The organism is Micromonospora sp. LHW51205, from assembly GCF_003315815.1.
Taxonomy (GTDB): domain Bacteria; phylum Actinomycetota; class Actinomycetes; order Mycobacteriales; family Micromonosporaceae; genus Micromonospora; species Micromonospora chalcea.
Genome location: NZ_QMEZ01000006.1, coordinates 293,244 through 315,832, shown reverse-complemented (window position 1 = coordinate 315,832; position 22,589 = coordinate 293,244). Strand labels below are relative to the sequence as shown.

Genomic DNA, 22,589 nt, shown 5'->3' with positions numbered 1-22,589 from the left:
CTACGCTGTGGCCCACGGCCATCGCGCGATCTTCGGTTGTCCTCACAAACCATCGATGATCAACGCGGTGGCCGCCCTCATACCCACGCCACGCCCAACGCCGAATCCAAGTGACGTTGGAGTACTAAGCCACCGCGGAGAAACTACGAGGCGGATGTCGGTAGTCGGGTTCAGACTTGTGTTGCGTTCTGCAGGGAGGTGTCGTCGTGACCGCCGAGTTGAGGGCTCCGATGACCGAGGAGCTCGTGTGGGCGAATGTCATGCGCCCGCGAATTCCGCTCGTGTACTTGGACTTGAACACGATCATCTACATCGCCCGGGCGCTGGGCGGTGACACGAAGGTCCCGGAAAGTTACGTTGACCTCTACAAGGCGGCTCTGCGAGCGAAGCTTGAGCAGCGGGCCATGTTCCCGCTTAGTGGAGAGCACCTGTGGGAGATCTCGAAGATCACCAACCCGAAGCAGCGCGGCGACCTCGCGGACATCCTCGAGACTTTGTCTGACTACAACTACCTGTTGGGTCGCACGGTCATCGCGGAGCTCGAGTTCGAGGCAGGCATGGCGCAGATCATGGGTGAAGATATCTCGGCAAAAAGCGTGCTGCTCGTCCGGCCGACGTTTGGCCAAGCGTTCGGTTGGGTCGGCGGGATGAAGATCCGCAATGGCGCCGGAGGCGACGGCTCCGAAGCCGTTCGTGCAGAGATGAGCGACGCCGACTTCGACAAGCTGATGGCGAGGATGAACTACGAGATGGAGCGCCGAATGCTGCGGGGCCCATCTGATGAGGACCTCGAGGTCCTCCGAGCCGATCCGAACTTCCAGCCTGAGGTGGCGCTCGAAGGTCAGAAGCAACGGGTTGAATGGGAGCTCGACACCGAACGCGTGCTCAACGAGCACCCGAAGTGGCGCCGTGGCCGGCTGCGGGATCTCATCGGCGCGCGCGAGATCGTGCACGAGTGGATGGACATGTACACCCGGATGCGGATCGATCGTAGGAAGGGGGGAATGCCTGATTTCGAACCAGCGGATGATGAGTTGAGGTCGTTCATGGGCTCGATGCCCCACACCCAGGTAGCGATCAGCGTGAAGACGAGGTACCACAAGAATCCACTGCACAAGTGGACGGTGAACGACATCGTCGACATCGACGCAATCTCAGTCGCTTACGCATACTGCGAGGCGGTGTTCCCTGACAAGGCTGTACGGGCGGCGCTGCAAAGTTCGAAGGAACTGCGGACGATCGGGACCTTCGTGCCTCGGCGTCCCGAGGAGCTCACCGACTGGCTGGACAGCCTGCCGACGGTAGTTGCGCCCCACCTGTTGGTGCCCCATCCGATCCCGCGGCCGGCTCGCGTCGATACTGCCCGACGCCCTTCCCACCTGTTGTCCCAGCCGAACGCGGCAAGGGATGGGCGCGCGGGGTAATGCCGCTACCAGCGAGCGACCCGACAGTAGGTACGGCCGGGTGATGCGCACCCTTACGGACGCCGTCCCGATGGCAGCCTGGGTGGATAACTGAGCGGCGGGGCATGCCAGGCCCGGCGTACGCTCGTGGCCATTGCCGAACAGGTGTAACAGCGTGGCGGACGACGCCCGCGTTAGGACGACGGCGACGCGGAGGGTGGTGCCGGCCATGGAGAACGGCATGACGCCGGTTGACGAGTTGACCGGCATGATCGAGCAAAGCAACGACGTTGACGTCCGACTGGCCCTATACGGCGAGAAGGATGCCTGGAGGATCGGCTACGGCGAGGTACTCATCGACGCCGACAGCCCTCTCCGCGAGCGTAACTGGACATACGGCGAGGACGCTTTCGTTGAGCGCCGCCTGCCCGGGCCCCTGGCCGCCGACCTGGTGCGGGGCATGTCGCAGCAAGTCGCCGAACTAACGGTGTCTGCCCCGGCCGTACAAGACAGCGGCAGCTTCCAGCGGATCGCCAGTCAGGTGCGCTACAACAACGCGGTGTTGCCGTGGCCACGCACCGAATGGCAGCTCAGCCCGACGACGCAGGTCCCGACGCGGCCGCGGAAGGTGCTGGTCGGCGACGGGCCGAGCTTCCTCAACACCGAAGCGGCATTCAACGCCTTCTTCTACAAGACCACCGTCGAGAACGGTCCCCGGCCCACGCACATGCTGTGGCGCATCGTCCGAGCTGACCGCCGCGGCTGGCTCGACCGTCTCACCATCGCCCCCGACGCGCTGACCGTGCACGTGAAGGGAACCGAGCTCGCCGGAGCACAAGTGGAGCTGGCCACCCCGGAGAACCGGCAGATCCGCCCGGTCGGCACGACCGGGCGCCTCCGGTTCCGGCTGCCGCGAGGCCTCGCGCCTGCCACCATAGTGATGTTGCGCTCCGACGACGACTGGCTGGACTTCCGCTACTTCCCCGCGCCTGGGCCCGGCGGCGACACCGACAGTTCGGTCATCTGGGACCTGCCCGGCGCTGACGCGAGCGTGCTGATCGCCGGCGGCGAATCGCAGTACGTCGAGTTCAAGGAGCAGCTACCCGTCAGCGAGCACAGGAGAAAAATGCTCAAAACGGTGGCCGCGTTCGCCTCCGGCGAGGGCGGAACCGTGCTGATCGGGGTGACCGACGACAGCCAAATCGTCGGCGTTGACGCGACGAAGCTGGACGAGCTCATGCTCGCGCTGCACAACATGATCCGCAGCAACATCGATCCGGACCCAGAGGCGACCGTGCGCCCGGTGTCGGTGGACGGCAAAACGGTGCTGCTGGTCGAGGTCCCCGTCGGGACCGGCTGGCATGCATACAACCGGGAGAAGCCCGAGTTCTATCTGCGCCGGGGCGCCAACACCGTCCCGGCGCGGCTGACGGAGATCACCAGCCGCTTCGTCCAGCAACAGACCCTGCCGTGGTAGCAGCGCCCGGTCCGAGGTAAGTACAAGGCGCCAAATTCGCGCCGACAGCGGGAAGACCCGGGCAGATCCGTGTCGGCGGCGTCAAGCCGGACGCGGAGCCACAGGACGCCAGCCCGGCCGCCGCGTGTGGCCCGGTCACGGTGACGAAGGCAATCGCCACACGCTCGCAAGATCTTGACGTCCTCACGAAGCGCGATCGGCCAAAAGCGCCGCACGCGACTCGCGGCAGATCAGTGCGTTGACTCGTGTTGAGGCTCGCCAGCGGTCGTGGCGGTCGACGAATCGAACACATCGCGGACCGAGGGCGGATTGGCTGCGTGCTCCTCGTAGAGCGGTGTGAACAGCGACATCTCTATGATGCGGGGGGCAACGATCCCCGCCCGTACGGCTCAAATGGCGGTTTCGCCGGTGCTGCGGCGCCAAGGCCGGTTCTACGACACCAACGGTCACTACTAGGCAGGAAACTGACGAAACCATTCTGATGGACATGCTGATCGGTTGCCGCCTGGCCGCGGTCACGCGGCTGGCCTGGCGCTGGCCCGGTGACCCGGTCGATCTCACCGCCGGGCCGGTCCACCTCGTCGTGGACGACGGCCGTGGCCTGCTGTTCGACGGGCGCAGCGACTGGTCCATGACGATCGTGCCGACGGCTCCGGGTGACGAGGGCTGGCGGTCGGCCTACGACTACGACTACGACGGTGGCCGCTGGGTCGGGCGGGACGCCTCCGGCGAGGAGCCCTTCGCCTCAGTGATCGCGGGAGTGCTGAGCGGTTGGAACCCGGAGCACGACGAGGTCGGCCAGTTGGTCGGCGGCACCCTGCACGTCGGCGACCGTGCAGTGCGGCTGGGACTGTGGGAGGGCGAGGTGATCTCGTACGCTGCCGGGCGTGGGTGACTTCCTCAAGACGACGCTGGCACGGGTGCCGGACGGATTCGACCTTCCGGAGCCGCTGCGCCTGCTCTTCGCCTGGGTCGACGAGCAGGGTTTCGTGGTGAAAGGGCACGACGGGGATCTGTACGGCTCGTTGAGCGACAACGGCTGGGTGGGCACCTCGATCGAGTTGCGTGGCTACACCGCCGAGCAGACCCTGTCGTACGCACGGTCCTGGTTCGACGAGTCGGTCCCGGATGCGGCCGCGCGGTTGTGGCCGTTCGCGCAGACTGGTGGCGAGGGTTCGATGGCCGCGCTGTGGCGCGACGGTCGGGGACAGGTGAGGATCGTTCATCTCGGTTCGGGCAGCGGCTCGATGATGACGTGTGTGCTCGCCGATGATGCGGTCGACTTTCTGCGGCTGCTGGCGATCGGTTACCGGGAGATCTGCTGGAACGAGGAGTTCAGCGCGCCGCCCGAGCCGTGGGACGCCGACCACGAGATCGTCAATGCGCCCTACCGGGACTGGCTGCACCGCACCTTCGGTGTCACCGCCCCGGCGACCGGGCTGGAGATCGTGGCGGAGCCCGCCGAGATGGGCGACGAGGACACCACGGACCCGTTTTGTCGCTGGGTCGACAATAAGGAAGTCTGAGCCCGTCACCGGGTCAGGACGCCATGGCGATCTCCGGCTACGAAAATCTTGCCGGAGCCAACTTCGTGCAGAGGCAGATACGCCAGATGTGCAGAGGTTCCGCCGGCCAGGCGTTGGGGACGGCACGACGGCGGCGGATCGGCCACCCACGTCCGCCAACAATGAGTAACTGGTGGACGTGAGATGGCAGCACCCGGATCGCGGCAGATGTGCGCACCCGATCATGCCAAGGCAACGGCGTCGCCCGCTGGCCGCGAACGCGACGAGCCATACCCACGCGATCGCCATGACAGCGTCTTGTGCCCTACTGCGACCCCACCGGTGGGGACTGTCGTTGCCCGCCGTGTCGACCTGTCCGGGCACGCCTGAAGGGTGCCGGGAGAGATCTGGACATCCCGGCGGATGCGGCCCTGCCACGCTCAGGCCCTCGCTGGGCCCCACGCCTTGATCCCGCGCCTTGCGTGGCAGGGTGGCAGCAACCCGCATGGCACCGCCGTCGGAGATGAGCCGCCGGCTGACGTTCCTGTTCGCGTTGGCGGCGGGAGCGGCCATCGGCAACCTGTACTGGGCGCAGCCGCTGCTCAGCTTCATCGCAGGCGATCTACGCGCCGGGACCGCGACGGCCGGCTGGCTCGTCACCGCGACGCAGGTCGGGTACGCCATCGGCGTGCTGCTGCTCGTGCCGCTCGGCGACGTCCTGGACCGCCGCCGGTTCGTCCCGGCGATGCTGCTGACCTCGGCCGCCGCACTACTGCTGTGCGCGCTGGCGCCGTCGATCGGCGTACTCCTCCTCGCACTCGGCGTGCTCGGCGTGACGACGATTTCCGGGCAGGTCCTCACACCGCTCGCCGGGTACCTTGCCGGCGACGCCCACCGCGGTCGGATCGTCGGCGCCATCGGGTCCGGAACCCTCACCGGTATCCTGGCCTCCCGCACGATCAGCGGGTTCGTCGCCGGCGCCGCCGGGTGGCGTGCGATCTTCGCCCTCGCCGCGCTCGTCGCCGTCCTGCTCGCGGTCCTGCTCTACCGCGCGATTCCACCGCTGGCACCGCGGACGCGCATGCCATACCCGCAGCTCATCGCCTCGGTCGGAGCGGTGGTCATGCGCGAGCGGGCGGCCCGATGGACGCTGGTCCTGGCCGCCACAGGGTTCGCCGCGTTCTCGCTGTTCTGGACGGCGCTGACGTTCCTGCTCAGCGGCCCACCGTTCCGGTACCCGGTAGCGGTGATTGGGATGTTCGGGTTGGCTGGCCTCGCTGGTGTCCTTTCCGGCCTGCACGGCGGTCGTCTGCACGACCGCGGTTGGTCGCTTCCGGCCACCGGCGCGGCCTGGGTACTGGCCCTCGGCGCCTTCGTCGTCGCGGCGTTCGCCGGCCGGTCCGTCGTACTTATCATCATCGCGATCATCATGATCGATGTTGCCCTCCAGACGCAGGCTCTCCTCAACCGGGCGCGGCTGTTCGCCCTCTCCCACGAGGCCCGCAGCCGGCTCAACACGGCGCTAGCCACCGGCAACTTCATCGGCGCTGCTATCGGCTCCGCCGCCGCGACCACGCTCTGGTCCGCGGGCGGCTGGACAGCGGTCACGATCACGGGAACGGCGCTCTGCTGCTTCGCGCTCACCGTGTGGGCGCTGGGACGTCGGGGTCCACTCGTGATCCGCTTCGCCGTGACGGACGGCGCTGTAACGGACCGCAGTGAAACCTCCCTCAACCGCGCGACGTTCGCACGTAGTGCTCCGGAATCGAACCCGCCATGACGCCCTCGTGCGCAGTCCACGCGTCCGCTTCTCGGCAGATCCGGGTGTGTGAGACAGGCGACGGAAAGCTAGATGTCGAAGGGCCGCCGTTCGACCTCTGATCACGGGTTCGGTGGATTCAGCCAGGCCATCGGTGCACCAGTGAGAGCGGCGTCAGCAAGACGGTGAGCGGACGTAGTCCGCAATGCGGCTCGCGAGCTGTCGATCCAGCGTTGAACGTCCGCGACTCCCTGATGCCGGTACTCGACCGCTTGGACGAGGCACTCCAACTTGTCAGCGTCCCGGGCCACGACCGCTTCCAGGGTTTCGCCGGCCTCGTACTCGGCGACGGCAGCGTTGATCAGATCGGCTACGGCGGGCGGGCAGTCGGCGACCTGGTCGGCGGTGACGGCGGTGTTGGGCGCAGCGGTGAGGTAGCGCTTGGCGATGTGGGGGATGTCGGTGATCCGGGTTTCCTGCGTGTCGTGCAGGATGCACAACATCGAGACGCGAGCCGGGTCGGCGCCCTCCATGGCTGCGAGCATCATGCCGATGAGCGCCGTGCGGAACGAGTGCTCGGCGATCGACTCGGGTTGCTTCACACCGGCGAACCACCAACCGGTCCGGGCGGCGCGCTTGAGCACGCCGGCCTCGAAGATGAAGCTCATGGCTCCTGCATGAGGATCGTTGTCCACTGGAAGTGCCCTCTCACCCGCTGAGCTCGTCGACACCGCATCCCCTCGCCAGTCGTCAGTCGATGGGGAGACGGTAGACGAGGTCATACCGGCCGCCTGGTAGCACGATGTGGGCCGTCTCCACCGGCGTACCGCCCGCGGTGTAGGTCCGCTCGATGGTGTGCACGAACGTGCGGGCCGGCAGGTTGAGCGCCTCGACCTCGTCGGCGGTCGCCGAGCGAAGGCTGACACGCTCCACAACCTCGTCGATCCGTACGCCGATGGTGTCCATGCGTGCAACGACGCCCTTGATCTCTCCGACCTCGGGCCACTCGATCGGAGTGCCCTCGGTGAGGGCAAGTGGCTCGTACGACACGGAGAGTTGTATCGGTTCGCCGTCGGCGAGGAAGCGGTACGACGTCCGCATCACCGGTGCGCCCGGCTCGATGCCGAGCCGGGCGGCAATTCGCTCATCGGCCCGCTCATGTCGGCTGTCGTGCTCCCAGGCGCCCTGCTGCCCGGCGCCGGCCGCGTCGCGCGCGAACGGGGAAGTCGGCCCGTCGTCGGAGCGAACGTTGCGGCCACGGGCGTGACGAACCAGCCGGGTGGTGCCCCGGACGTATACGCCGGATCCGGCGCGACCCTCCACGATGCCCTCGCCCTTCAGCACGGCGATGGCCCACTTGGCGACGGTCCGCCTCACGTCGTACTGGCGCATCAGGCCGGATTCGGACGGCAACTTGGCTCCAGCGGGAAGTTCTCCGGACAGGATCGCGGCACGTAGGTCGGCGGCGATAGCCAAGTAGGCAGGCGGCATTGGCATGTCGGCGGCACCTCCGGTCAGCCCAACCAGTCGACCACAGAGCGCGGGGGAGCGGCAGGTAGGAACCCCTCGACGTCGATGCGAGAGCACCGATCCACGTACACTGGCGCACGGGCATGCCGGCTCACCGGCCGGTGCCGAAGTCCCAGCCCTCGTCCTGGGAGGCAGGCGAGACATGGCCAGCAAGGCCGACACGATCGGCGCCCGGGTCCGCTACTGGCGGATGCGCCGTGGCGGGATGAGCCAGGCCGTCCTCGCTGGGCTCGCCGGCGTCAGCCAGTCCTACATTTCCCAGGTCGAGTCGGGTCGCAAGACGATCGACAGGCGCTCCACCTTGGTCGCCGTGGCCGCCGCGTTGCAGGTGACGGTTGCGGACCTGCTCGGGCAGGGCACCGAGACGGGTGACCCCGCACGTGAGCGCGCGGCGGAGTGCGTGCCGGCGATCTGGTCGGCGCTCATCGAGATCGAGGACGGCGAGCGGCGGCCGTCGACGCTCAGCCGGGAAGAACTGGCGGCGGGCATCGCGCGCAGTGAGCAGCTTCGCCACCGCTCGAACTTCCCGGCCATGGCCCAGATGCTGCCCGGCCTACTGTTGGAGGCGGCTGCGGCGGGCGGACCGGCGCTCGCACAGGTGGCGTACCAGGCGTCGGCCTGCCTGCGGCACCTCGGCTATCGCCACCTGGCGTTGAACGCCGCTCGGGTCGCGGTGGCGGCGGCCGAGGACGTGGAGGAGGCGGCGTGGCTGGGTGCGACCCGTTTCGCGTACGCGCAGAGCCTGCCGATCGAGTCGGCCCCGCTCGCCGCGCGGGCTGCTGACCGGTCGCTCGCGGAGCTTCAGTCCGCTGCCTCCGACGAACGGGTCCGGCAGATGCTCGGCCAGTTGCACCTGTCGGCGGCTCTGGCCTCGACAGTCAGCGGGCGTCTCGACGCCGCGCGCGACCATCTGACCGAGGCCGCCCGGGAAGCGGCGACCCTGGGTGACCCGGCTGACGGGATGGGGTTCAACGGCTGCGGGTTCGGGCCGACGAACGTGACGCTGTGGGAGATGTCCATCGCGGCCGAGTCCGGCGAGCCCGGCCGGGTGATCGAGCTGTCCCGCACGGTACGGCCGCAGGTGCTGGCGGCGTCGATCCGGCAGATGTCGTACTGGCTCGACCTCGGGCGGGCACTGGCCGATTCCGGTCGCCGGGACAACGAGGCGATCGCAGCGTTCGTGCGCGCGGAGCAGGCAGCGCCGGTGCCGTTCTCGCTCAACCCGCTCGCCCAGGACGCGGTCGTCGCGATGGCGCAGCGGGCCAAGCGGCGGGCCGTGCCGAACGAGCTGCGTCTGCTGGCCGGGCGTCTGGGCATCAGCCTGGCGGCATAACCAGCGGTAATTTCTCCATCACCATGCGGCCCTAGTGTCCGTTTTCGGGTGAGGAAACGCCTCATCCTGCCGGGCGCGACGCCGCACTCCCTTGTGAGGTGATCCGTCGCGCCGGAGCGGACGGAGGTGGTGATGGGCGGTCGGAACCGTTGGCGCCCCACGGGCCAGGAAGCGCAGAAGGCCGAATGGGAGGCGGCGAAGCGGAGAGCCCTCGGGCTGGCTGAATCGGATCACGCGCAGACAGCGCCCGGTGAGTCGGCAGCGGCGCAAGCGCCGCATCGGGATGCCGACGTCGCACCCGCCAAGCCGCGCCTGCCGTACGAGGGCTACCTCCTCGCGGTCGCGTCGACGCTCGTACGCCGGCATCGCCCGGCCTGGTCGTGGCGGAAGTGGCGGTGGGTGTGCCGCTGCGGTGCGGAGCTGCCGTGCCGGAACCGCCACCGCGTACCGATCAATCGTGGTCACTGGCCGCCGCAGGAGGACCAGTGAGGACTGCGGAACAGGCGATCCTGGCAGTGCATGTACGGGGTCTGGACGGGATGTGCGTGGGTTGCCGGCTGTGGTGGGCGCGGCTGACTCCGTACCCCTGCTGGCAGGTCGCGTGGGCGACCAGCCGGCAGGCGCGCGCGAGCGTCGCCCGCTTCCTGGGGGTGCGCGGGTGAGCACCCACGGGCCGGTGCTGCCGGTCTGGACGTGCGGTGGGTGCGGTGCGCCGTGGCCGTGCGCGACGCGGCGGCGGGAGCTGCTTGCGGAGTACGAGGGTGCGCCGGTGTCGCTGGCGGTGTACCTGGGGGCGCAGCTCGTGCGGGCGACGGCGGATCTGAGCTGGGCGCCGGCGGGGACGCTGCACCGGCGGTTCCTGGGGTGGCTGCGGTGAGCGTGTTGCGGGCCGGCGACGAGAAGTTCCACTACAGCGACGGGTCGCACCGGTGGACGGCGCCGGATCCGGAGTACGACCAGGAGGTGTGGGAGGAGCAGGTCCGTCAGCACAAGCTGGGGCACCTGCGCAACGAGCGTCCGAGGGTACGCATCCGCCGGATCGGTTGACGGGTGCGAGACTGGGCCGGTGACTCACCCGCTCGCGCGCCGCGTCTACGACACCTGCCACCTCACCGGCCGGTTCCATCTCCGATCCGGGCAGGTCAGCGACGAGTACTTCGACAAGTACCTGTTCGAGGGGAAGCCGGAGCTGCTGCGCGAGGTCGCCGAGGCGATGGTGGCTCTGCTTCCGGAGTGCGACGTGTTGGCGGGGATGGAGATGGGCGGCATCCCGATCGCCACGGTGATGTCGCAGCTGACCGGGCTGCCCACGGTTTTCGTGCGCAAGCAGGCCAAGGAGTACGGGACCGCGAAACTGGCCGAGGGCGGTCGCGTGAGCGGTCTGCGGGTCGTGGTGGTCGAGGACGTCGTGACCACCGGAGGCGCGCTCCTGACCTCGTGCGGACAACTACGGTCCGTCGGTGCCCAGGTCGAGACGGTGGTCTGCGCCATCGACCGCGAGCAGGGTGGCCGGGAGAACCTGGCGGCCGAGGGGCTGCACCTCCGCGCCGCCCTCACCCGTCGTGATCTGGAGGCATCGCTGACGGCGTGAAGCTAGGGCTGCTCCGGGCCGCTGCTGGCGTTGTACGAGTTCTTGGCGGCGACCACTGCGGCCTTGATGTGCTCGGGGTCGACGCCGTGGACGTTGAGCGGTGGGTGCAGGCGCCGGACGAGTTCGGCTTCGATGACCGTCGGCTCGGGGTCTTCCGCCCAGGTCAGGCGCAGGTGCGTGTGCATCCAGGCGGTCAGCCGTGTCTCGTCTGCGGGGACCAGGACGACGCGGTCGGTCCAAATCGTGCGGTAGCCCTCGGACACGAGAAGCCCGGCCAACGCGCGGCGCAGGGTCGAGCTGCCGGAACGTCGTAGATGGTTGCGCAGGATCCGGCCCCGTAGGCTGGTGGCCCGGCCCAGATAGAGCATCCGCCGCGACGGGTCGGTGTCGTTCGGCGGTCCGGGGAGGTCGGGGAGGACCGAAGGAGCAGCCCACCAGGCGTAGACGCCGCCGCCACGGGCGAGCCGCTTGACGGCGACGTCGAGCGCGACCGGCGGGCCGGAGAGCAACCGCAGGGCCTCGTCGACCCGTTCTTCGTCGGTCGGGACGTCGGCGGGTCGCCGTTCGGGGAAGGTCACCGGGACCATCCTAGGCGCTCGACCGGTCGAGATCGGGTGGGGATGCGCTCCGCACCTGGACACCGGCAGGGTGATCAGCAGGCGACTTTCACGACCTGCTCAACCGGCGGTGCCGAGGGACCGAGCGCCCGCCCGATCTGCGGCACAGGAGTGCGCTGCCGGCCTGTGCGTGCGAGCGCGACGGTGCGCTGCGTCACGCAGCCGATGCTAGGTTCGCCGGCATGACGGTGCAGATCACGGCCGGGGAGTTCCACGCGGCCGACGGTGTCGAGGACTGGCGCTGCCTCTACCACGTGGTCTCGGCGTATTTCCGCACCGGCTCGCTAACCAAGGGCATAGCGTTCGTCGATGAGATCGGCCGGCTCGCCGGTGGCGCGGAGCAGCAGTACGTCAACGTCGATCTGCGTCATGTCGGCGTCACGGTGTCCCTGTTGTCGCGCGACGTCGCGCTGGCCCGGCGGATCTCGGCTGCCGCCAGGGATCTGGACATCCCCGCCGACCCGACCGCCGTGCAGCTCGTCAACGTCACTCTCGACGCGCTGGTCGGCGCGGACGTGCTGCCGTTCTGGCGGGCGCTGCTGGGTTACCGCCAGATCGACGACGACTATCTGGCCGACCCGGCGCGTCGGGGTCCGAGCTTCGGGCTGCAGCCGATGGACGCCGGGCGCCCACAACGCAACCGCATGCACCTCGATGTCGCCGTCCCACATGATCAGGCCGAGGCCCGAATCGCCGCCGCGTTGGCTGCGGGTGGCCGGCTGGTCTCCGATGCGCACGCACCGAAGTGGTGGGTCTTGGCCGACATCGAGGGCAATGAAGCGTGCGTCGCCACCTGGGTCGGCCGATAGTGGTGGCCCTCTCGAAGGCTGGACCATCGGCCACACTGACGGCATGACGACGGTCGTGCCGATGAGCCCCGCCCATCCGGCGTTCGATCAGGTAGCTGCTCTGTTCGACGACTACCGGGTGCACTACGGCCAGCCGTCGGCCCCGGAGACAACCCGCTCCTGGCTGCAGGACCAGATCGCACAACACCGGATCTCCGCCGCTGCCGCCATCCGAGCTGATCACGTCCGCGGCTTCATCACGGTCACGGTCACGCCGGCATCGCTCAGGCTGGGCACCTCGTGGTCGATCCGCGACCTCTACGTGGCCCCGCACCATCGCCGTAGCGGCATCGCGAAGGCCCTGCTCCAGCACGTCATCCGCAACGCCCGTGCCGCCGGCGCGCATCGCGTGTCGCTCCAAACCGAGACCGACAACATCCCCGCCCTGGCGCTCTACACCCAGATCGGCTTCAAGCCCGTCACCGGCCTGGAACTACTCAACCTCACCTTCGACCCCACCCTCCAAGATCCGGGAGACAGGGCCTAGACGTCGCGCCGTGGCCTTGCGCGACGCGGCGGCGGGAGCTGCTTGCGGAGTACGAGGGTGCGCCGGCCCTTTCCGCCTGGTAGAGGGTCGGTGGTGCGTGGGACGCTCCCGTCATGCGTATCGCCGAGCACATTGCCGCGCTGGATGAGGAAGGCGCCCGACTGGCAGAGGCGGCGGACCGGGCGGGCCTGGACGCACCCGTGCCCACCTGCCCTGGATGGCAGGTCCGTGATCTGCTGCGCCATGTCAGCGGCGTCCATCGCTGGGCCACGGGCCACGTCATCACGGGGCACCATCAGCCTTACTCCAGTCGCGAGGAGGCGGAGTTCTTCGCCGCAGTCGAGGACGACGAGCTGCTGGACTGGTTTCGGGAGGGCCACCGCGCACTCGTGGACACGCTGGCAGCGGCTGACGAGAGCGTTGAATGCTGGACGTTTCTGCCCGCGCCCTCGCCGTTGGCGTTCTGGGCACGTCGCCAGGCTCACGAAACCGCGGTACACCGTGCCGATGCCGAGTCGGCTGTCTCAACGGTTCCCTCCTGGGCCCCCTCCTTCGCCGCTGACGGCATCGACGAACTGCTCAATGGCTTCTTCGGGCGGCCCGGTGGGCTTCTGGTGGCCGATCCACCCGTCAGCATGGCTCTTGTGCCGACTGATATCGACGCGGGATGGACGCTCTCCATCGAGCCGGCCGGGCGCCGCCTGGTAGCCGGTGAGATGCCGGCCCAGTTGACCGTCGTGGGACCTGCGTCCGAGCTCTACCTCCTGCTGTGGAACCGGAGTGGGACCGAACGCCTCGAACTACGCGGGGACGCGGCCGTCTTGGATCTCTGGCGGGCAAAGGCAACGATCACCTGGAAGTGACGCCGTCATCCCGGCGAGGTCAGCCCGGTGCCGCCCACCGTGGTCCCATCCGCTCGTCGACAGACCCGGACGGGTGAGACAGGCGGGGAAGCGGCAGGCGGCGCGGTACCGCCTCCCACATCACCGGCTCACGTCATTCCGCAGGCACGATACGGAGGTTCAGCAGCATGTCCTCGAAGGCCTCGGGTCCGAATCGTGCCGCCACGATGTGCACCGGTGAACACGCCATGTCCAGCGTCACGTCGCCCACGGGACGCCTCTCGACGCCGGTCACCACCAGAGTCGTCTCTCGCACTGTCACGTCCTCGATCGTGACGTCATAGCCGAGCACAGGACGGTCCCCGACCGAGAGAATGACGACCGTCTCCTTCGCGAGGTCTACCGGCGGCGGCGGTGGGACAGGCTGCCGTCCGGCATTGATCGATGCCCAGTGCTGCGCCCACGATCCCGATCGACGAATCAGGAACAGGCCGTAACCTCGTGAGGTGTCGGCCTTGGCCTGCCCGTGGTACAGCGTGCGAAAGGTCCCGGCCCGTCCGGACGATCTGCTCACCCGCTGACCCTACTGGCGCTGACCCTCGGAACAGCTTCCGTCTACGTCCGGCGGCTCGGGCGCGAAAGTATTCGGACGGTTGGTGCGGCACGTCGGCGGCATGAGTACACCCCCGGTCTTGAGCCGGGCTCCCCGCCGTCAGGTAACTCTGTCGCCGTGTCGTGCCGGGCCTGGCGACAATGGTCACCGGACAGCGATACGACGAGGGTCGAAGGGTGTTGCTGGAGTGGGTCGACGGTTGGGCGGACACGAATGGCCGGTGATGGTCAGCACCGTTCACCTCGGGCGCCATCGGTACCGGGTCATGCGGCCGGCACGACCGCCGGGGTTCGCCGGTCTGTACGAGGGCCCTCTTGGAGCCCAGTTCTGCCTCGACAAGGAAACAGCGACGCTGTTCGCTCTGGCGTGGGGACTGGCTGCCCGGTCGCCACACACGATGGTCTATCTTCCCCTTCGTCGCGCGACACGTCCCCACCATCACAGTTGGGGGCGCCCGCTCGACCTGGTGTTGCTGCATCACCGCCTCGCGTTCCCGCCGTCGCGGTGGAAGCAGGTCCGTTCCCGGTTGGGGACCGGCCGGCCACACACCGTGGTGCTACCCGCTCAGGCGTGGCCGGCGCGGTTGACCGCCGATCACCGGCGAGTCCGGTATCGAGAGTTCCGCGATCATCTGCGGTGGGACATCGCCGCCGACACGTTGCTCACCGGCAGCCGTGAAGCGTTCGAGTTGGAAGCCGACCAGGTCCGCGCCTTGGCCGAGGAGTGCCCCGCCCATCGCGCTCGCATCCCAGGCACGCCGGTGATGCCGGGGGTCCGGCAGTGGCCGGCCACGGCACGCAACTCGCGGCAGATCCGTATGGCGGCCCGCTTGGCAGCCCGGGGAAGGGGGGCTCGTGCTGGGAACGCCAATGCGTGTGCCGGTGGATCTACTCCTACAGGTACCGCTGCTACGCACCGTCTGACGTCTTTACGAGCGCTGTGTCGGCTCGGCGTGGTGATCGAGCTGCCGTGAGTACTCCGGGACGATGGTGTTCGTACCGAACGACGGACGTGTGCCGGACATGCTCACCGAGCAGCCAGCATCCGTGCGTGAGCGACTGTTTCGAAGCGAGCTGAAGGTCGTCCGGGGCATCGCGGATGCCATCGACCTGTCCGAAGTGATCAGGCCGCCTTCCGGGTCGAACGGGTCGGATCTCTTGACTCTCGACCCGGTCGAGGGCCGACCCTTCCCGAGTGACGTATGAGGAGCACGACCAAAGATCAGTCCCGCTCGCGATCGACCTGGAGATGCTGCGGCCGGTGCTGCGCGCCGGCTGGGGAGCGGACACCTGCGACCCGCACGACCTGGAGGATTGGCACGCCGGCAACCCAGCCCGTGGGCAGTGCGGGGTGACCGCGCTGATCATTCAGGACCTGCTCGGCGGAGAGCTGATCCTCGGCGAGGTCCACGCCGGAGACACCAAGGTCGGCCACCACTACTGGAACCGGCTGGCCGACGGCCGCGAGGTGGACCTGACAGCCGACCAGTTCCAGCCGTCGGAAGTCGTCGTCGGCGGTCAGGTTCAGCAACGCCCGCCGGGCCCACCCGTCCGGTGCCGCCGGCAGTACGAGATCCTGCGGGACCGCGTCCTCGTCGCCCTCTACGGCGGACCAGGACGGACACTCAGGTCGGGGCTTTGTCACTGCCGCCTGATAGACATGCGCGCATGAAGAACGACCAGATCACGCTCGACGGCGGTGCCATCACGGGGCGCGGTCACACGGTCAATCCGTTCCTCGTCGTGGCGGACGCGGCCGGCTTCATAGCCTTCGCCGAGGAGGTCTTCGACGCCCGCGAAGTCACCGAGGCGCGAACGCCGACGCCAGCGGGCACGCTCATCCACGCCGAGGTGCGGATCGGTGACTCCCTGGTGCTGCTCGCCGACCCGCAGGAAGGCTGGCGGACGCATTCGGGCATGTTTCAGGTCTGGACCTCCGACGTCGGGGCGATGCTGGCTCGCGCCGTCGATCGGGGCTCGGTGGTCGTGACACCGCCGACACCGTTCTACGGATCGCTGACGCTTGCTCGGATCGAAGACCCGTGGGGCAATCTGTGGTGGCTGTACCAGCCCGCTCCGGGTCAGCCGGACCCGAAACCCGCGTGGGAAGGCGGGCCGGACGTCATCTTCCGCACCATCGACGAGTACATGCGCTCCGCCCGCTGAGCCAGAGACCATTCGAGCCGTGACGCCCGCCCTCCGGTGACGCCCGCATGAGCCTGGTGTCGGCGTTCGTACCGATCTGGATCCTCACCGCTGTCGGTTACGCGTCCTGTCGCTGGGGCCTGCTGGGCGAGGCCGCGGCGTCGGTGCTCGGCCGGTTCGTGTTCCAGCTCGCGATGCCAGCCGCCCTGTTCCTGGCACTGGCCCGGATGCCGCTGTCCGGGTTCGCGGGCCGCTCGCTGCTCGCCTTCGGGGTGAGCACCGTCGCCGTGGTCGGGTTCGGCTGGGGCGGCGCGAGCCGGCTGTTCGGTCGCGAGCCCGGCGAGCGGCCGATCTGGGGCATGGCCGCCGGGTACGTGAACTCGGCGAACCTCGGCATCCCGATCGCGACGCAGGTTCTCGGCGACGTGTCTTTCCTGGCGGTGGTGGTGCTGCTGCAGGTGCTGGTGGTGGCACCCGTGATCGTGGTCGTGCTGGACCGGCGCAGCGACCCGGCCGGGCGGGTCCGGGTGCGCCGGGTCGCCTCGCTGCCCGTACGCAATCCGGTGATCCTGGCGTCGCTGCTCGGTGTCGCGTGCTCGGCCGCCGGTGTGCGTCTGCCGTCGGTGGCCGTCGCACCGTTGACGCTGCTTGCGGGCGCCGCGGCGCCCGCCGCCCTGGTCGCGCTCGGCGCGTCGCTGCACCCCGCGGCGCCGTCGCGGGCGGAACCGACCGGGCCCGGAGAGCTGGCCGCGATCAGCGCGCTCAAGCTTGTCGCACAACCTGTCATCGCGTACGCGGCCGGCCTGGCCCTGCACCTGTCCGCGCCGCAGTTGCTCGCCGTGGTGGTGTGCGCGGGCCTGCCGACGGCGCAGAACACGTTCATCTTCGCGCAGGAGTACGGCGTCGGTGAGGCGGTGGCCAACCGGGCGGTGGTGGTGACGACGACGCTGTCGCTGGCCACGCTGGCTGCGGCGGCGGCGCTGCTCGGGTAGCTACCGCTCGGCGGGGAACCGCCTCCACTGCCCCTCGGAGACGACCTCGACCGTGCCGTCGACCACTGTGATCGCCGTCTGGTCGTCTATCGCGTACGCCGGACCGGCGACCTCGGCCGCCCACTTCTCGGCGTTCGCCATGGTGTTGTCCGGTTCGAGGCCCAGGTGCGGGAAGATCGAGAAGTCGACGAGCCCCAGCGTGCGGTCGTCAGGCGCGGACTGCCACTCGACGAAGTCCGTCCCGACACGCGGGGTCAGCACCATGCTCCCCGCGCTCAACCCCACCCAGACGGTGTCCCGCAGCGACGGCAGCAGGCCCGCCAGCCCGGACTGCCGCATCCAGTGGCACAGGTACGTCGCGTCACCGCCGTGCACCAGTATGACGTCCGCCTCGCGGACCCAGGGAACCCACCGCTCCTGGCCGATGCTCGGTAGCGCGGTCAGCTCCAGGACGCCCAGCGACTTCCAACCGAGGCCGGTCATCGGCAGCGGCGTCTGACCGGTGATGAAACGCCAGGCCGAGGCCGGCCCGCCCATCGGGTAGGCGGCCGTGGGGATGCAGAGCGCGTTGGACTCGGCGACCGGCTTGCCCAGCAGGCCGACCAGCGCATCGTGAATGCTCGGGTTCTGAACGCCCGCGGATGTGAGAAGAAGCTTCACGCCTACCTCCGGTAGTAGCGGCTGGGTGCACGGGAATGCAGACCGGGCACCGCATCGAAACTCATCGCCACGCGCGTCGCGTCATTCGCGGATCTCCATCGCCGCCACCAGGCCGTCGTCGAGGCGGTAGACGTGCGTGACGGTGTGGTCGGCGAGCTTCGTTCCGGCTTTGTCGTGCACCACCTGATGAACGGTGACGGCGATCCGGCCGTCCGGCTCCGTGCGGAACGCCGTCGGTGTGACGACGGGTTCGAGCCGGTCCCACTGCCGCCGCCAGTAGGCACTCACCTGGTCCCGGCCGCTGAGGACGCCTCCCTCCCAGCCGTTGGGCCACGAGACGTCCGGCGTCATGGCGGCCAGCAGCGTGGGGATGTCACGCCTGTTGAAGGCCGCGTAGAGGTTCGTGAGCAGGGCCTGGGAGGTAGGGCGTCTCGGCGAATCCACGGAGCCAGCATGGCCGGTGGGTGAGACCTCGCGCAGACGTCTTAGCGGTCAGCAGAACGCGAGCAGACCCGGACGGTAGGGACGCAGCCCCACGGCGCGCCACGACCGTCCCGTTGTGATCTCCGCCCACCTGCCGGCGCGTGCCCACATCTGCTCCTCGAAGGCGCTGCGGCCGGCCGTCTCGCGCCATGTGCTCACCGTCTGGGGCGGATGCGTCGTACCTCGACGTAGCGGCGGATCTTCTCCGCGGTCCCGCAGTCGTCCATGCTGCACCAACGACGGCTGCGGTTCTTGCTCTCGTCGATGAACAGGAAGCGGCAGCCCGCGCATCGCTTGATCCGATCGAGCGCACCCGTGGTGAGAAGCTGGACCGCAGCATGGACCACCGGCCGTAAGGGCCGGGCAAGCGTGTGGTCGTCCCGCCAGGACCATGCGAATGTCTTCCCGCGCATGAGCTGTGCGTGGGCGAGCGCGTCGGCTTCGTCGTCGCGCAGCCGGGTCAGCGCCGCTGCGCCCGGGTCCTCGCCGGCGGCCAGTGGCCGGAACACCTCGTCCAGGTAGTCACGGGTGCGAAGTGCCTGCGCGAAGACGGTGTGGGCGCTGTCCGGACTGCCGCGGGACAGCCGGCGCAACGCCGCCGCCTGCGTTTCGGTGAGGGTGCCCGCGTACACGCTCCAGGCGATCAGCTCGGCGTAGCCGGTGAGCACGTCGTCGTCCGGAGGCCCGACGGGTGGGCCGGCGCGGGTGTTGAGGAAGTCCAGCGCGAGGTCGCCGCCGACCAGGCGCATCCGCGTAACCCTTGCTGTTTCCATCAAAACCGACTTTACCAGTTGCCCCGTGACGAGGAGCCTTCCTAGAGTGTTTCCGTCATAGCCGGTTTAGGGGGTAACAATGGGCCAGGCGCACGCACACCGGCGGGCAGTGGGCGCGCTGATCGGCCTCGCCGGCGGAACGTTCCTCTACACCGCAGCCGAGGCGCTGCCGATCGGGCTGCTGTTGCCGATGGCCGTGGACCTGGCCGTTCCGCCGTCCCAAGTGGGCATGCTCGTCACCGTGTACGGCGCGGTGGTGATGGTCGCCTCGGTCCCGTTGACGGCGCTGGTGCGCAGAGTTCCTCGCCGACGGCTGCTGTCGGCGCTCCTGGCCGGCTTCGTCGTCAGCAACGCGATCACGGTGTTCGCGAGTACGTTCACCATGCTGATGGCAGCCAGGGTCGCCACCGCGGCCACTCATGCGTTGTTCTGGGCGGTCGTCGTGCCGACCGCGGCTGAGCTGTTCCGGCCCGGACTGCACGGACGGGTGGTCGCGATCGTGTTCGCCGGCGGCAACGTCGCCCTCGTCCTGGCCGTGCCCGCGGGCACCTGGCTGGGTGAACGTGCCGGCTGGCGGGCATCGTTCCTGGCGGTGGCCGGGCTCGGTGTGCTCGTCTTCGCCGTGGTGGCCTGGTTGCTGCCGTCGACGGGGCCGGCACAGGGACACGCCGGCCGGGGCAGAACCCCCGACTCCCGCCGGTTCTGGCTTCTGGTCGTCGTGGCCGTCCTGTCGACCGCCGGCGCCATCGCCGGCTACACCTACATCGCCCTGTTCGTCACCGAGGTCACCGGACTGCCCGCCGCGTCGATGGCGACCATCCTGCTGGCGCGCGGCGTCGCCAGCGTCCTCGGCATCCTCGCTGCCGGACCGATGGTCGACCGCAGCCCGTGGTCCGCCCTGGTCGCGACGGTTGCACTGCAGTGTGTGGCGCTGCTCGGCCTGTACGCGTTCGGCCACCACCCGGCGGTTGCCGTCGTCCTGATCGCACTCGCCGGCCTGGGGTTCGCCGCGTTCACCGCGGCGCTCGGCGGCCTCGTCCTTCAGGTGGCGCCCGGCCGCTCCGATCTCGCCGCCGCGACGCTGTCCGCCGCCGTCAACGTCGGCATCACCGGCGGCGCCTTTCTCGGGGCCCTCGTACTGGAAAGCCACGGTGCCGCCGGCACGATGTTGATCGGCGCCCTGCTCGGCGCTGTCGCCCTCGCGCTCGCCCTCGGCGAACGACTCATTCCGCCGCCGCACAGCAAGGGCGGCGCGGCCTTTCGTGAATCGATCCCGGCGGGGCGTCGGCGGTGACGGCGGGGCGTCCGCGATGCTGTGGGCGTGGAGTACGTGTCCAGAGTGCCGCGACCGCCGCTGGACGGGCTGATCGACGACCTCTACTACCTGGCGGGCACGCCCCCGTACCCCCGGCTGACGCTGCCGCCGATGCCGGCGGCGCTGCTCATCGTCAACCTCGGCGCGCCGTTCCGGGTCCGCGGCGGCACCGACGTAGAGACCACCGGGTACGCCGACGGCTGCGTGATCACCACGCCCACCCGCGCGTTCGAGTTCGGCTACCCGCGCCCGACCCGGTCCGTCGGCGTACACGTCAAGCCGTGGGGCCTGGCGCCGTTCCTGCCGATGCCCGCGGCCGAGCTGCGCGACCGGCCGGTGACGCTGGAGCAGGTCTGGGGCCGGCCCGCCGTCGCCGACCTGCGCGACCGGCTGGCCGCGGCCGACGGGCCGCACAAGATGCTGGCGCTGCTGGAGGAGGAACTGAGGCGACGGCTGTCCGAGACCACCGGACTGGGGCTGGTCCGGCACACGAGCGGCGTCATCGCGGCGACCAGCGGCGCGGTGCCGATCCGCGACCTGAGGACGGCGGCCGGTGTCAGCAGCACCCATCTGACGCAGCGGTTCAAGGAACTCGTCGGCGTCACACCGAAGCGGCTGGCCCGCACCTACCGCTTCGCCGCCGCAGTGTTCGCGATCGACCCCACCCGGCCGGTCGACTGGGGCGAGCTGGCAAGCGACGCGGGCTACTTCGACCAGGCCCACTTCGGCCACGAGTTCCGGGCGTTCACCGGCCTCACACCCACCCGGTACGTCGAGGTCCGGCGGCGGTTCCTGCGCGAACACCCCGGCCACGTGATCGACGGCTGGTCGCTGCCGGCCGATTGATTTCCTACAAGAACGGCGGCCCGCGGCCCGCTAACTTGGGGCCACCCAAGGAAGAGGAGAACCGGCGTGGGCACTGTGGTCCTGTACAGCTCGGTGTCGGTGGACGGCTTCGTCGCGGACGACAACGACCAGCCCGGGCCGCTGTTCGACTGGTTGACCAGCGGGGACGTCCCGCTGGACGGCAGCGGCGCGTTGCGGGTGTCGCAGACGTCCCACGACTACGTCCGGCCGTACTGGGATCAGATCGGGGTGACCGTCGTCGGGCGGCACGTGTTCGACCTGACCGACGGCTGGGACGGGACGCCGCCGAGCGGCATCGCCCACGTGGTCGTCGTGACGCACCGGCCGCCGCCCGAGGGTTGGAACCCCGGCGCGCCGTTCCATTTCGTCGACGGCGTCGAGGCGGCAGTGGCCAAGGCGCAGGAACTTGCGGGGGACCGCATCGTCGAGGTCGCCGCCGGTGACGTCGGCGGCCAGGCGCTCGCCGCGGGCCTGGTCGACGAGGTACGCATGGACGTCGTACCCGTCGTGTTCGGGTCCGGCAAGCGCTTCTTCGGGTCGGTCGACGCGCAGCACCTGCTGGAGGATCCGGACGTCGTGCTCCCGGGCGAGCGGGTGCTTCACCTGCGGTACCGGGTGCGCCGCTGACCGAGCGCGAACGCGGCGTCCGATCCCCGCCGGACAGACGGCCCGACGTCGACCAGGCTTCCTCCCGTGAACAACGCACTCGACGGCAAGGTAGCTCTCGTCACCGGTGGTGGCCGTGGCATCGGCGCGGCGGTGGACCGGGCGGCCGGGAACTGGGCCGGTTGGACATCCTGGTCAACAACGCGGGCGCGTTCCTGCTCGGACAACTGGAGCAGCTGAGTCTCGACGAGTTCGAGCAGACAGTCGCGGTGAACGTCCGGGCACCGTTCGTCGCCTCGCAGGCCGCGGTGCGCCACATGTCGGCGGGCGGGCGGATCGTCAACATCGGCAGCAACACGGCCGAGCGGGCGGTCTTCCCGGGCTTCTCGCTCTACGCGATGAGCAAGACCGCCCTGATCGGTCTGACCAAGGCGCTCGGGCGCGAACTCGGCGGTCGAGCGATCACCGTGAACCTGGTGAACCCCGGCGCCACGGACACCGAACTGAACCCGGCCGACGGCCCGAACACGGACACGATCAACGGGTTCACCGCCCTCGGCCACTACGCGCAGCCGGCCGACGTGGCCGCCGCGGTGGCGTTCCTCGCCGGCCCGGACGGGCGTTACGTCACCGGCGCGACTGTGAACGTCGACGGCGGATTCACCATCTGACCATCGGGAACGGCCAGGGTGATGACCGGAAGGACGGCTGCGGCGGGGGAGAGTTCTCCCTTTTCCGCTGGCG

27 protein-coding genes and 2 pseudogenes are annotated in these 22,589 nt (G+C 69.3%); 21 read left to right on the top strand and 8 right to left on the bottom strand.

Annotated features, from left to right (window positions below):
* The first annotated feature begins 206 nt into the window (after positions 1–206).
* The 5 genes from DQE82_RS23450 (at position 207) to DQE82_RS23430 (ending at position 6,165) form a co-directional block, all read left to right on the top strand.
* Positions 207–1,424 (top strand): hypothetical protein, encoded by a 1,218-nt coding sequence (locus DQE82_RS23450; protein ID WP_043324712.1) that lies wholly within the window; start codon positions 207–209, stop codon positions 1,422–1,424.
* Between the two features lie 154 nt (positions 1,425–1,578).
* Positions 1,579–2,880: a helix-turn-helix domain-containing protein gene (locus tag DQE82_RS23445; RefSeq protein ID WP_051610978.1), complete on the top strand. Its 1,302-nt coding sequence runs from the start codon at positions 1,579–1,581 to the stop codon at positions 2,878–2,880.
* 481 nt (positions 2,881–3,361) lie between these two features.
* Positions 3,362–3,775: a hypothetical protein gene (locus tag DQE82_RS23440; RefSeq protein ID WP_018788809.1), complete on the top strand. Its 414-nt coding sequence runs from the start codon at positions 3,362–3,364 to the stop codon at positions 3,773–3,775.
* The gene (locus DQE82_RS23435) at positions 3,768–4,406 is read left to right on the top strand and encodes a hypothetical protein (RefSeq protein WP_113973921.1); all 639 of its coding nucleotides are present in this window, start codon (positions 3,768–3,770) and stop codon (positions 4,404–4,406) included. The genes DQE82_RS23440 and DQE82_RS23435 overlap by 8 nt, the downstream gene beginning before the upstream one ends.
* A 469-nt stretch (positions 4,407–4,875) precedes the next feature.
* On the top strand, positions 4,876–6,165 hold the full coding sequence (locus tag DQE82_RS23430) for an MFS transporter (protein WP_233514753.1): 1,290 nt from the start codon (positions 4,876–4,878) through the stop codon (positions 6,163–6,165).
* A gap of 101 nt (positions 6,166–6,266) precedes the next feature.
* Here the strand turns inward: DQE82_RS23430 and DQE82_RS23425 are convergent, their stop codons facing one another.
* Positions 6,267–6,812 carry an HD family hydrolase gene (locus DQE82_RS23425; RefSeq protein ID WP_113973917.1) on the bottom strand — a complete coding sequence of 182 codons (546 nt, stop codon included), beginning with the start codon at positions 6,810–6,812 and terminating at the stop codon, positions 6,267–6,269.
* A gap of 82 nt (positions 6,813–6,894) precedes the next feature.
* Entirely contained in the window at positions 6,895–7,641 is a 747-nt protein-coding gene (locus tag DQE82_RS23420) for a GntR family transcriptional regulator (protein ID WP_158560002.1), read from the bottom strand.
* A gap of 175 nt (positions 7,642–7,816) precedes the next feature.
* On the opposite strand from DQE82_RS23420, the gene DQE82_RS23415 reads away from it, so the two are divergent.
* From DQE82_RS23415 to pyrE, 5 genes and pseudogenes are all read left to right on the top strand, one after another.
* A complete protein-coding gene (locus tag DQE82_RS23415; RefSeq protein WP_113973914.1) occupies positions 7,817–9,007 on the top strand; it encodes a helix-turn-helix domain-containing protein in 1,191 nt (396 codons plus the stop codon).
* A gap of 281 nt (positions 9,008–9,288) precedes the next feature.
* Positions 9,289–9,669, top strand: a pseudogene (locus DQE82_RS31510) (hypothetical protein); the annotation flags it as partial.
* A complete protein-coding gene (locus tag DQE82_RS23405; RefSeq protein WP_013477111.1) occupies positions 9,666–9,884 on the top strand; it encodes a hypothetical protein in 219 nt (72 codons plus the stop codon). The pseudogene DQE82_RS31510 and the gene DQE82_RS23405, both read left to right, overlap by 4 nt.
* Entirely contained in the window at positions 9,881–10,054 is a 174-nt protein-coding gene (locus DQE82_RS30880) for a hypothetical protein (RefSeq protein ID WP_166456489.1), read from the top strand. The genes DQE82_RS23405 and DQE82_RS30880 overlap by 4 nt, the downstream gene beginning before the upstream one ends.
* Positions 10,055–10,073: 19 nt before the next feature.
* Positions 10,074–10,598: an orotate phosphoribosyltransferase gene (pyrE, locus tag DQE82_RS23400; RefSeq protein ID WP_064446238.1), complete on the top strand. Its 525-nt coding sequence runs from the start codon at positions 10,074–10,076 to the stop codon at positions 10,596–10,598.
* A 2-nt stretch (positions 10,599–10,600) separates the two neighbouring features.
* Here the strand turns inward: pyrE and DQE82_RS23395 are convergent, their stop codons facing one another.
* A complete protein-coding gene (locus DQE82_RS23395) occupies positions 10,601–11,185 on the bottom strand; it encodes a GIY-YIG nuclease family protein (RefSeq protein WP_113973911.1) in 585 nt (194 codons plus the stop codon).
* A gap of 65 nt (positions 11,186–11,250) precedes the next feature.
* The gene (locus DQE82_RS31345; protein ID WP_255423831.1) at positions 11,251–11,373 is read right to left on the bottom strand and encodes a hypothetical protein; all 123 of its coding nucleotides are present in this window, start codon (positions 11,371–11,373) and stop codon (positions 11,251–11,253) included.
* Between the two features lie 24 nt (positions 11,374–11,397).
* Between DQE82_RS31345 and DQE82_RS23390 the strand changes: the two genes are divergently transcribed.
* The 3 genes from DQE82_RS23390 to DQE82_RS23380 all read left to right on the top strand — a co-directional run bounded on the left by DQE82_RS23390 (position 11,398) and on the right by DQE82_RS23380 (position 13,413).
* The gene (locus DQE82_RS23390; RefSeq protein WP_113973909.1) at positions 11,398–12,024 is read left to right on the top strand and encodes a VOC family protein; all 627 of its coding nucleotides are present in this window, start codon (positions 11,398–11,400) and stop codon (positions 12,022–12,024) included.
* A 43-nt stretch (positions 12,025–12,067) separates the two neighbouring features.
* Positions 12,068–12,550 (top strand): N-acetyltransferase, encoded by a 483-nt coding sequence (locus DQE82_RS23385; protein ID WP_158560001.1) that lies wholly within the window; start codon positions 12,068–12,070, stop codon positions 12,548–12,550.
* Positions 12,551–12,663: 113 nt separating this feature from the next.
* Complete coding sequence (locus DQE82_RS23380) at positions 12,664–13,413, top strand: maleylpyruvate isomerase family mycothiol-dependent enzyme (RefSeq protein ID WP_113973905.1); 750 nt, start codon at positions 12,664–12,666, stop codon at positions 13,411–13,413.
* A gap of 133 nt (positions 13,414–13,546) precedes the next feature.
* On the opposite strand, the gene DQE82_RS30575 is transcribed toward DQE82_RS23380, so the two are convergent.
* Complete coding sequence (locus DQE82_RS30575) at positions 13,547–13,966, bottom strand: hypothetical protein (protein ID WP_146074850.1); 420 nt, start codon at positions 13,964–13,966, stop codon at positions 13,547–13,549.
* A 1,025-nt stretch (positions 13,967–14,991) separates the two neighbouring features.
* Between DQE82_RS30575 and DQE82_RS30685 the strand changes: the two genes are divergently transcribed.
* Genes DQE82_RS30685 through DQE82_RS23355 form a run of 4 tightly spaced genes read left to right on the top strand, consistent with a single transcriptional unit; the run spans position 14,992 to position 17,141 of the window.
* The gene (locus DQE82_RS30685; protein ID WP_124778946.1) at positions 14,992–15,210 is read left to right on the top strand and encodes a hypothetical protein; all 219 of its coding nucleotides are present in this window, start codon (positions 14,992–14,994) and stop codon (positions 15,208–15,210) included.
* A complete protein-coding gene (locus DQE82_RS23365; protein WP_233514752.1) occupies positions 15,200–15,676 on the top strand; it encodes a hypothetical protein in 477 nt (158 codons plus the stop codon). Before DQE82_RS30685 ends, DQE82_RS23365 begins: the two co-directional genes overlap by 11 nt.
* The gene (locus DQE82_RS23360; RefSeq protein ID WP_113973903.1) at positions 15,673–16,170 is read left to right on the top strand and encodes a VOC family protein; all 498 of its coding nucleotides are present in this window, start codon (positions 15,673–15,675) and stop codon (positions 16,168–16,170) included. The genes DQE82_RS23365 and DQE82_RS23360 overlap by 4 nt, the downstream gene beginning before the upstream one ends.
* 47 nt (positions 16,171–16,217) lie before the next feature.
* Positions 16,218–17,141, top strand: coding sequence for an AEC family transporter (locus DQE82_RS23355; protein WP_113973901.1), 924 nt, complete (start codon positions 16,218–16,220; stop codon positions 17,139–17,141).
* Here the strand turns inward: DQE82_RS23355 and DQE82_RS23350 are convergent, their stop codons facing one another.
* The 3 genes from DQE82_RS23350 to DQE82_RS23340 all read right to left on the bottom strand — a co-directional run bounded on the left by DQE82_RS23350 (position 17,142) and on the right by DQE82_RS23340 (position 19,033).
* The gene (locus DQE82_RS23350; RefSeq protein ID WP_113973899.1) at positions 17,142–17,801 is read right to left on the bottom strand and encodes a Type 1 glutamine amidotransferase-like domain-containing protein; all 660 of its coding nucleotides are present in this window, start codon (positions 17,799–17,801) and stop codon (positions 17,142–17,144) included.
* A gap of 81 nt (positions 17,802–17,882) precedes the next feature.
* Positions 17,883–18,245: a nuclear transport factor 2 family protein gene (locus DQE82_RS23345; protein WP_113973897.1), complete on the bottom strand. Its 363-nt coding sequence runs from the start codon at positions 18,243–18,245 to the stop codon at positions 17,883–17,885.
* Positions 18,246–18,439: 194 nt separating this feature from the next.
* Entirely contained in the window at positions 18,440–19,033 is a 594-nt protein-coding gene (locus tag DQE82_RS23340; RefSeq protein ID WP_158560000.1) for an ABATE domain-containing protein, read from the bottom strand.
* A 133-nt stretch (positions 19,034–19,166) separates the two neighbouring features.
* On the opposite strand from DQE82_RS23340, the gene DQE82_RS23335 reads away from it, so the two are divergent.
* From DQE82_RS23335 to DQE82_RS23320, 4 genes and pseudogenes are all read left to right on the top strand, one after another.
* Positions 19,167–20,351 carry an MFS transporter gene (locus tag DQE82_RS23335; protein WP_158559999.1) on the top strand — a complete coding sequence of 395 codons (1,185 nt, stop codon included), beginning with the start codon at positions 19,167–19,169 and terminating at the stop codon, positions 20,349–20,351.
* Between the two features lie 27 nt (positions 20,352–20,378).
* A complete protein-coding gene (locus DQE82_RS23330) occupies positions 20,379–21,218 on the top strand; it encodes a helix-turn-helix domain-containing protein (RefSeq protein WP_233514751.1) in 840 nt (279 codons plus the stop codon).
* 66 nt (positions 21,219–21,284) lie between these two features.
* A complete protein-coding gene (locus DQE82_RS23325) occupies positions 21,285–21,866 on the top strand; it encodes a dihydrofolate reductase family protein (protein ID WP_113973891.1) in 582 nt (193 codons plus the stop codon).
* 120 nt (positions 21,867–21,986) lie between these two features.
* Positions 21,987–22,516 (top strand): annotated as a pseudogene (locus DQE82_RS23320) (SDR family NAD(P)-dependent oxidoreductase).
* Positions 22,517–22,589: the final 73 nt, after the last annotated feature.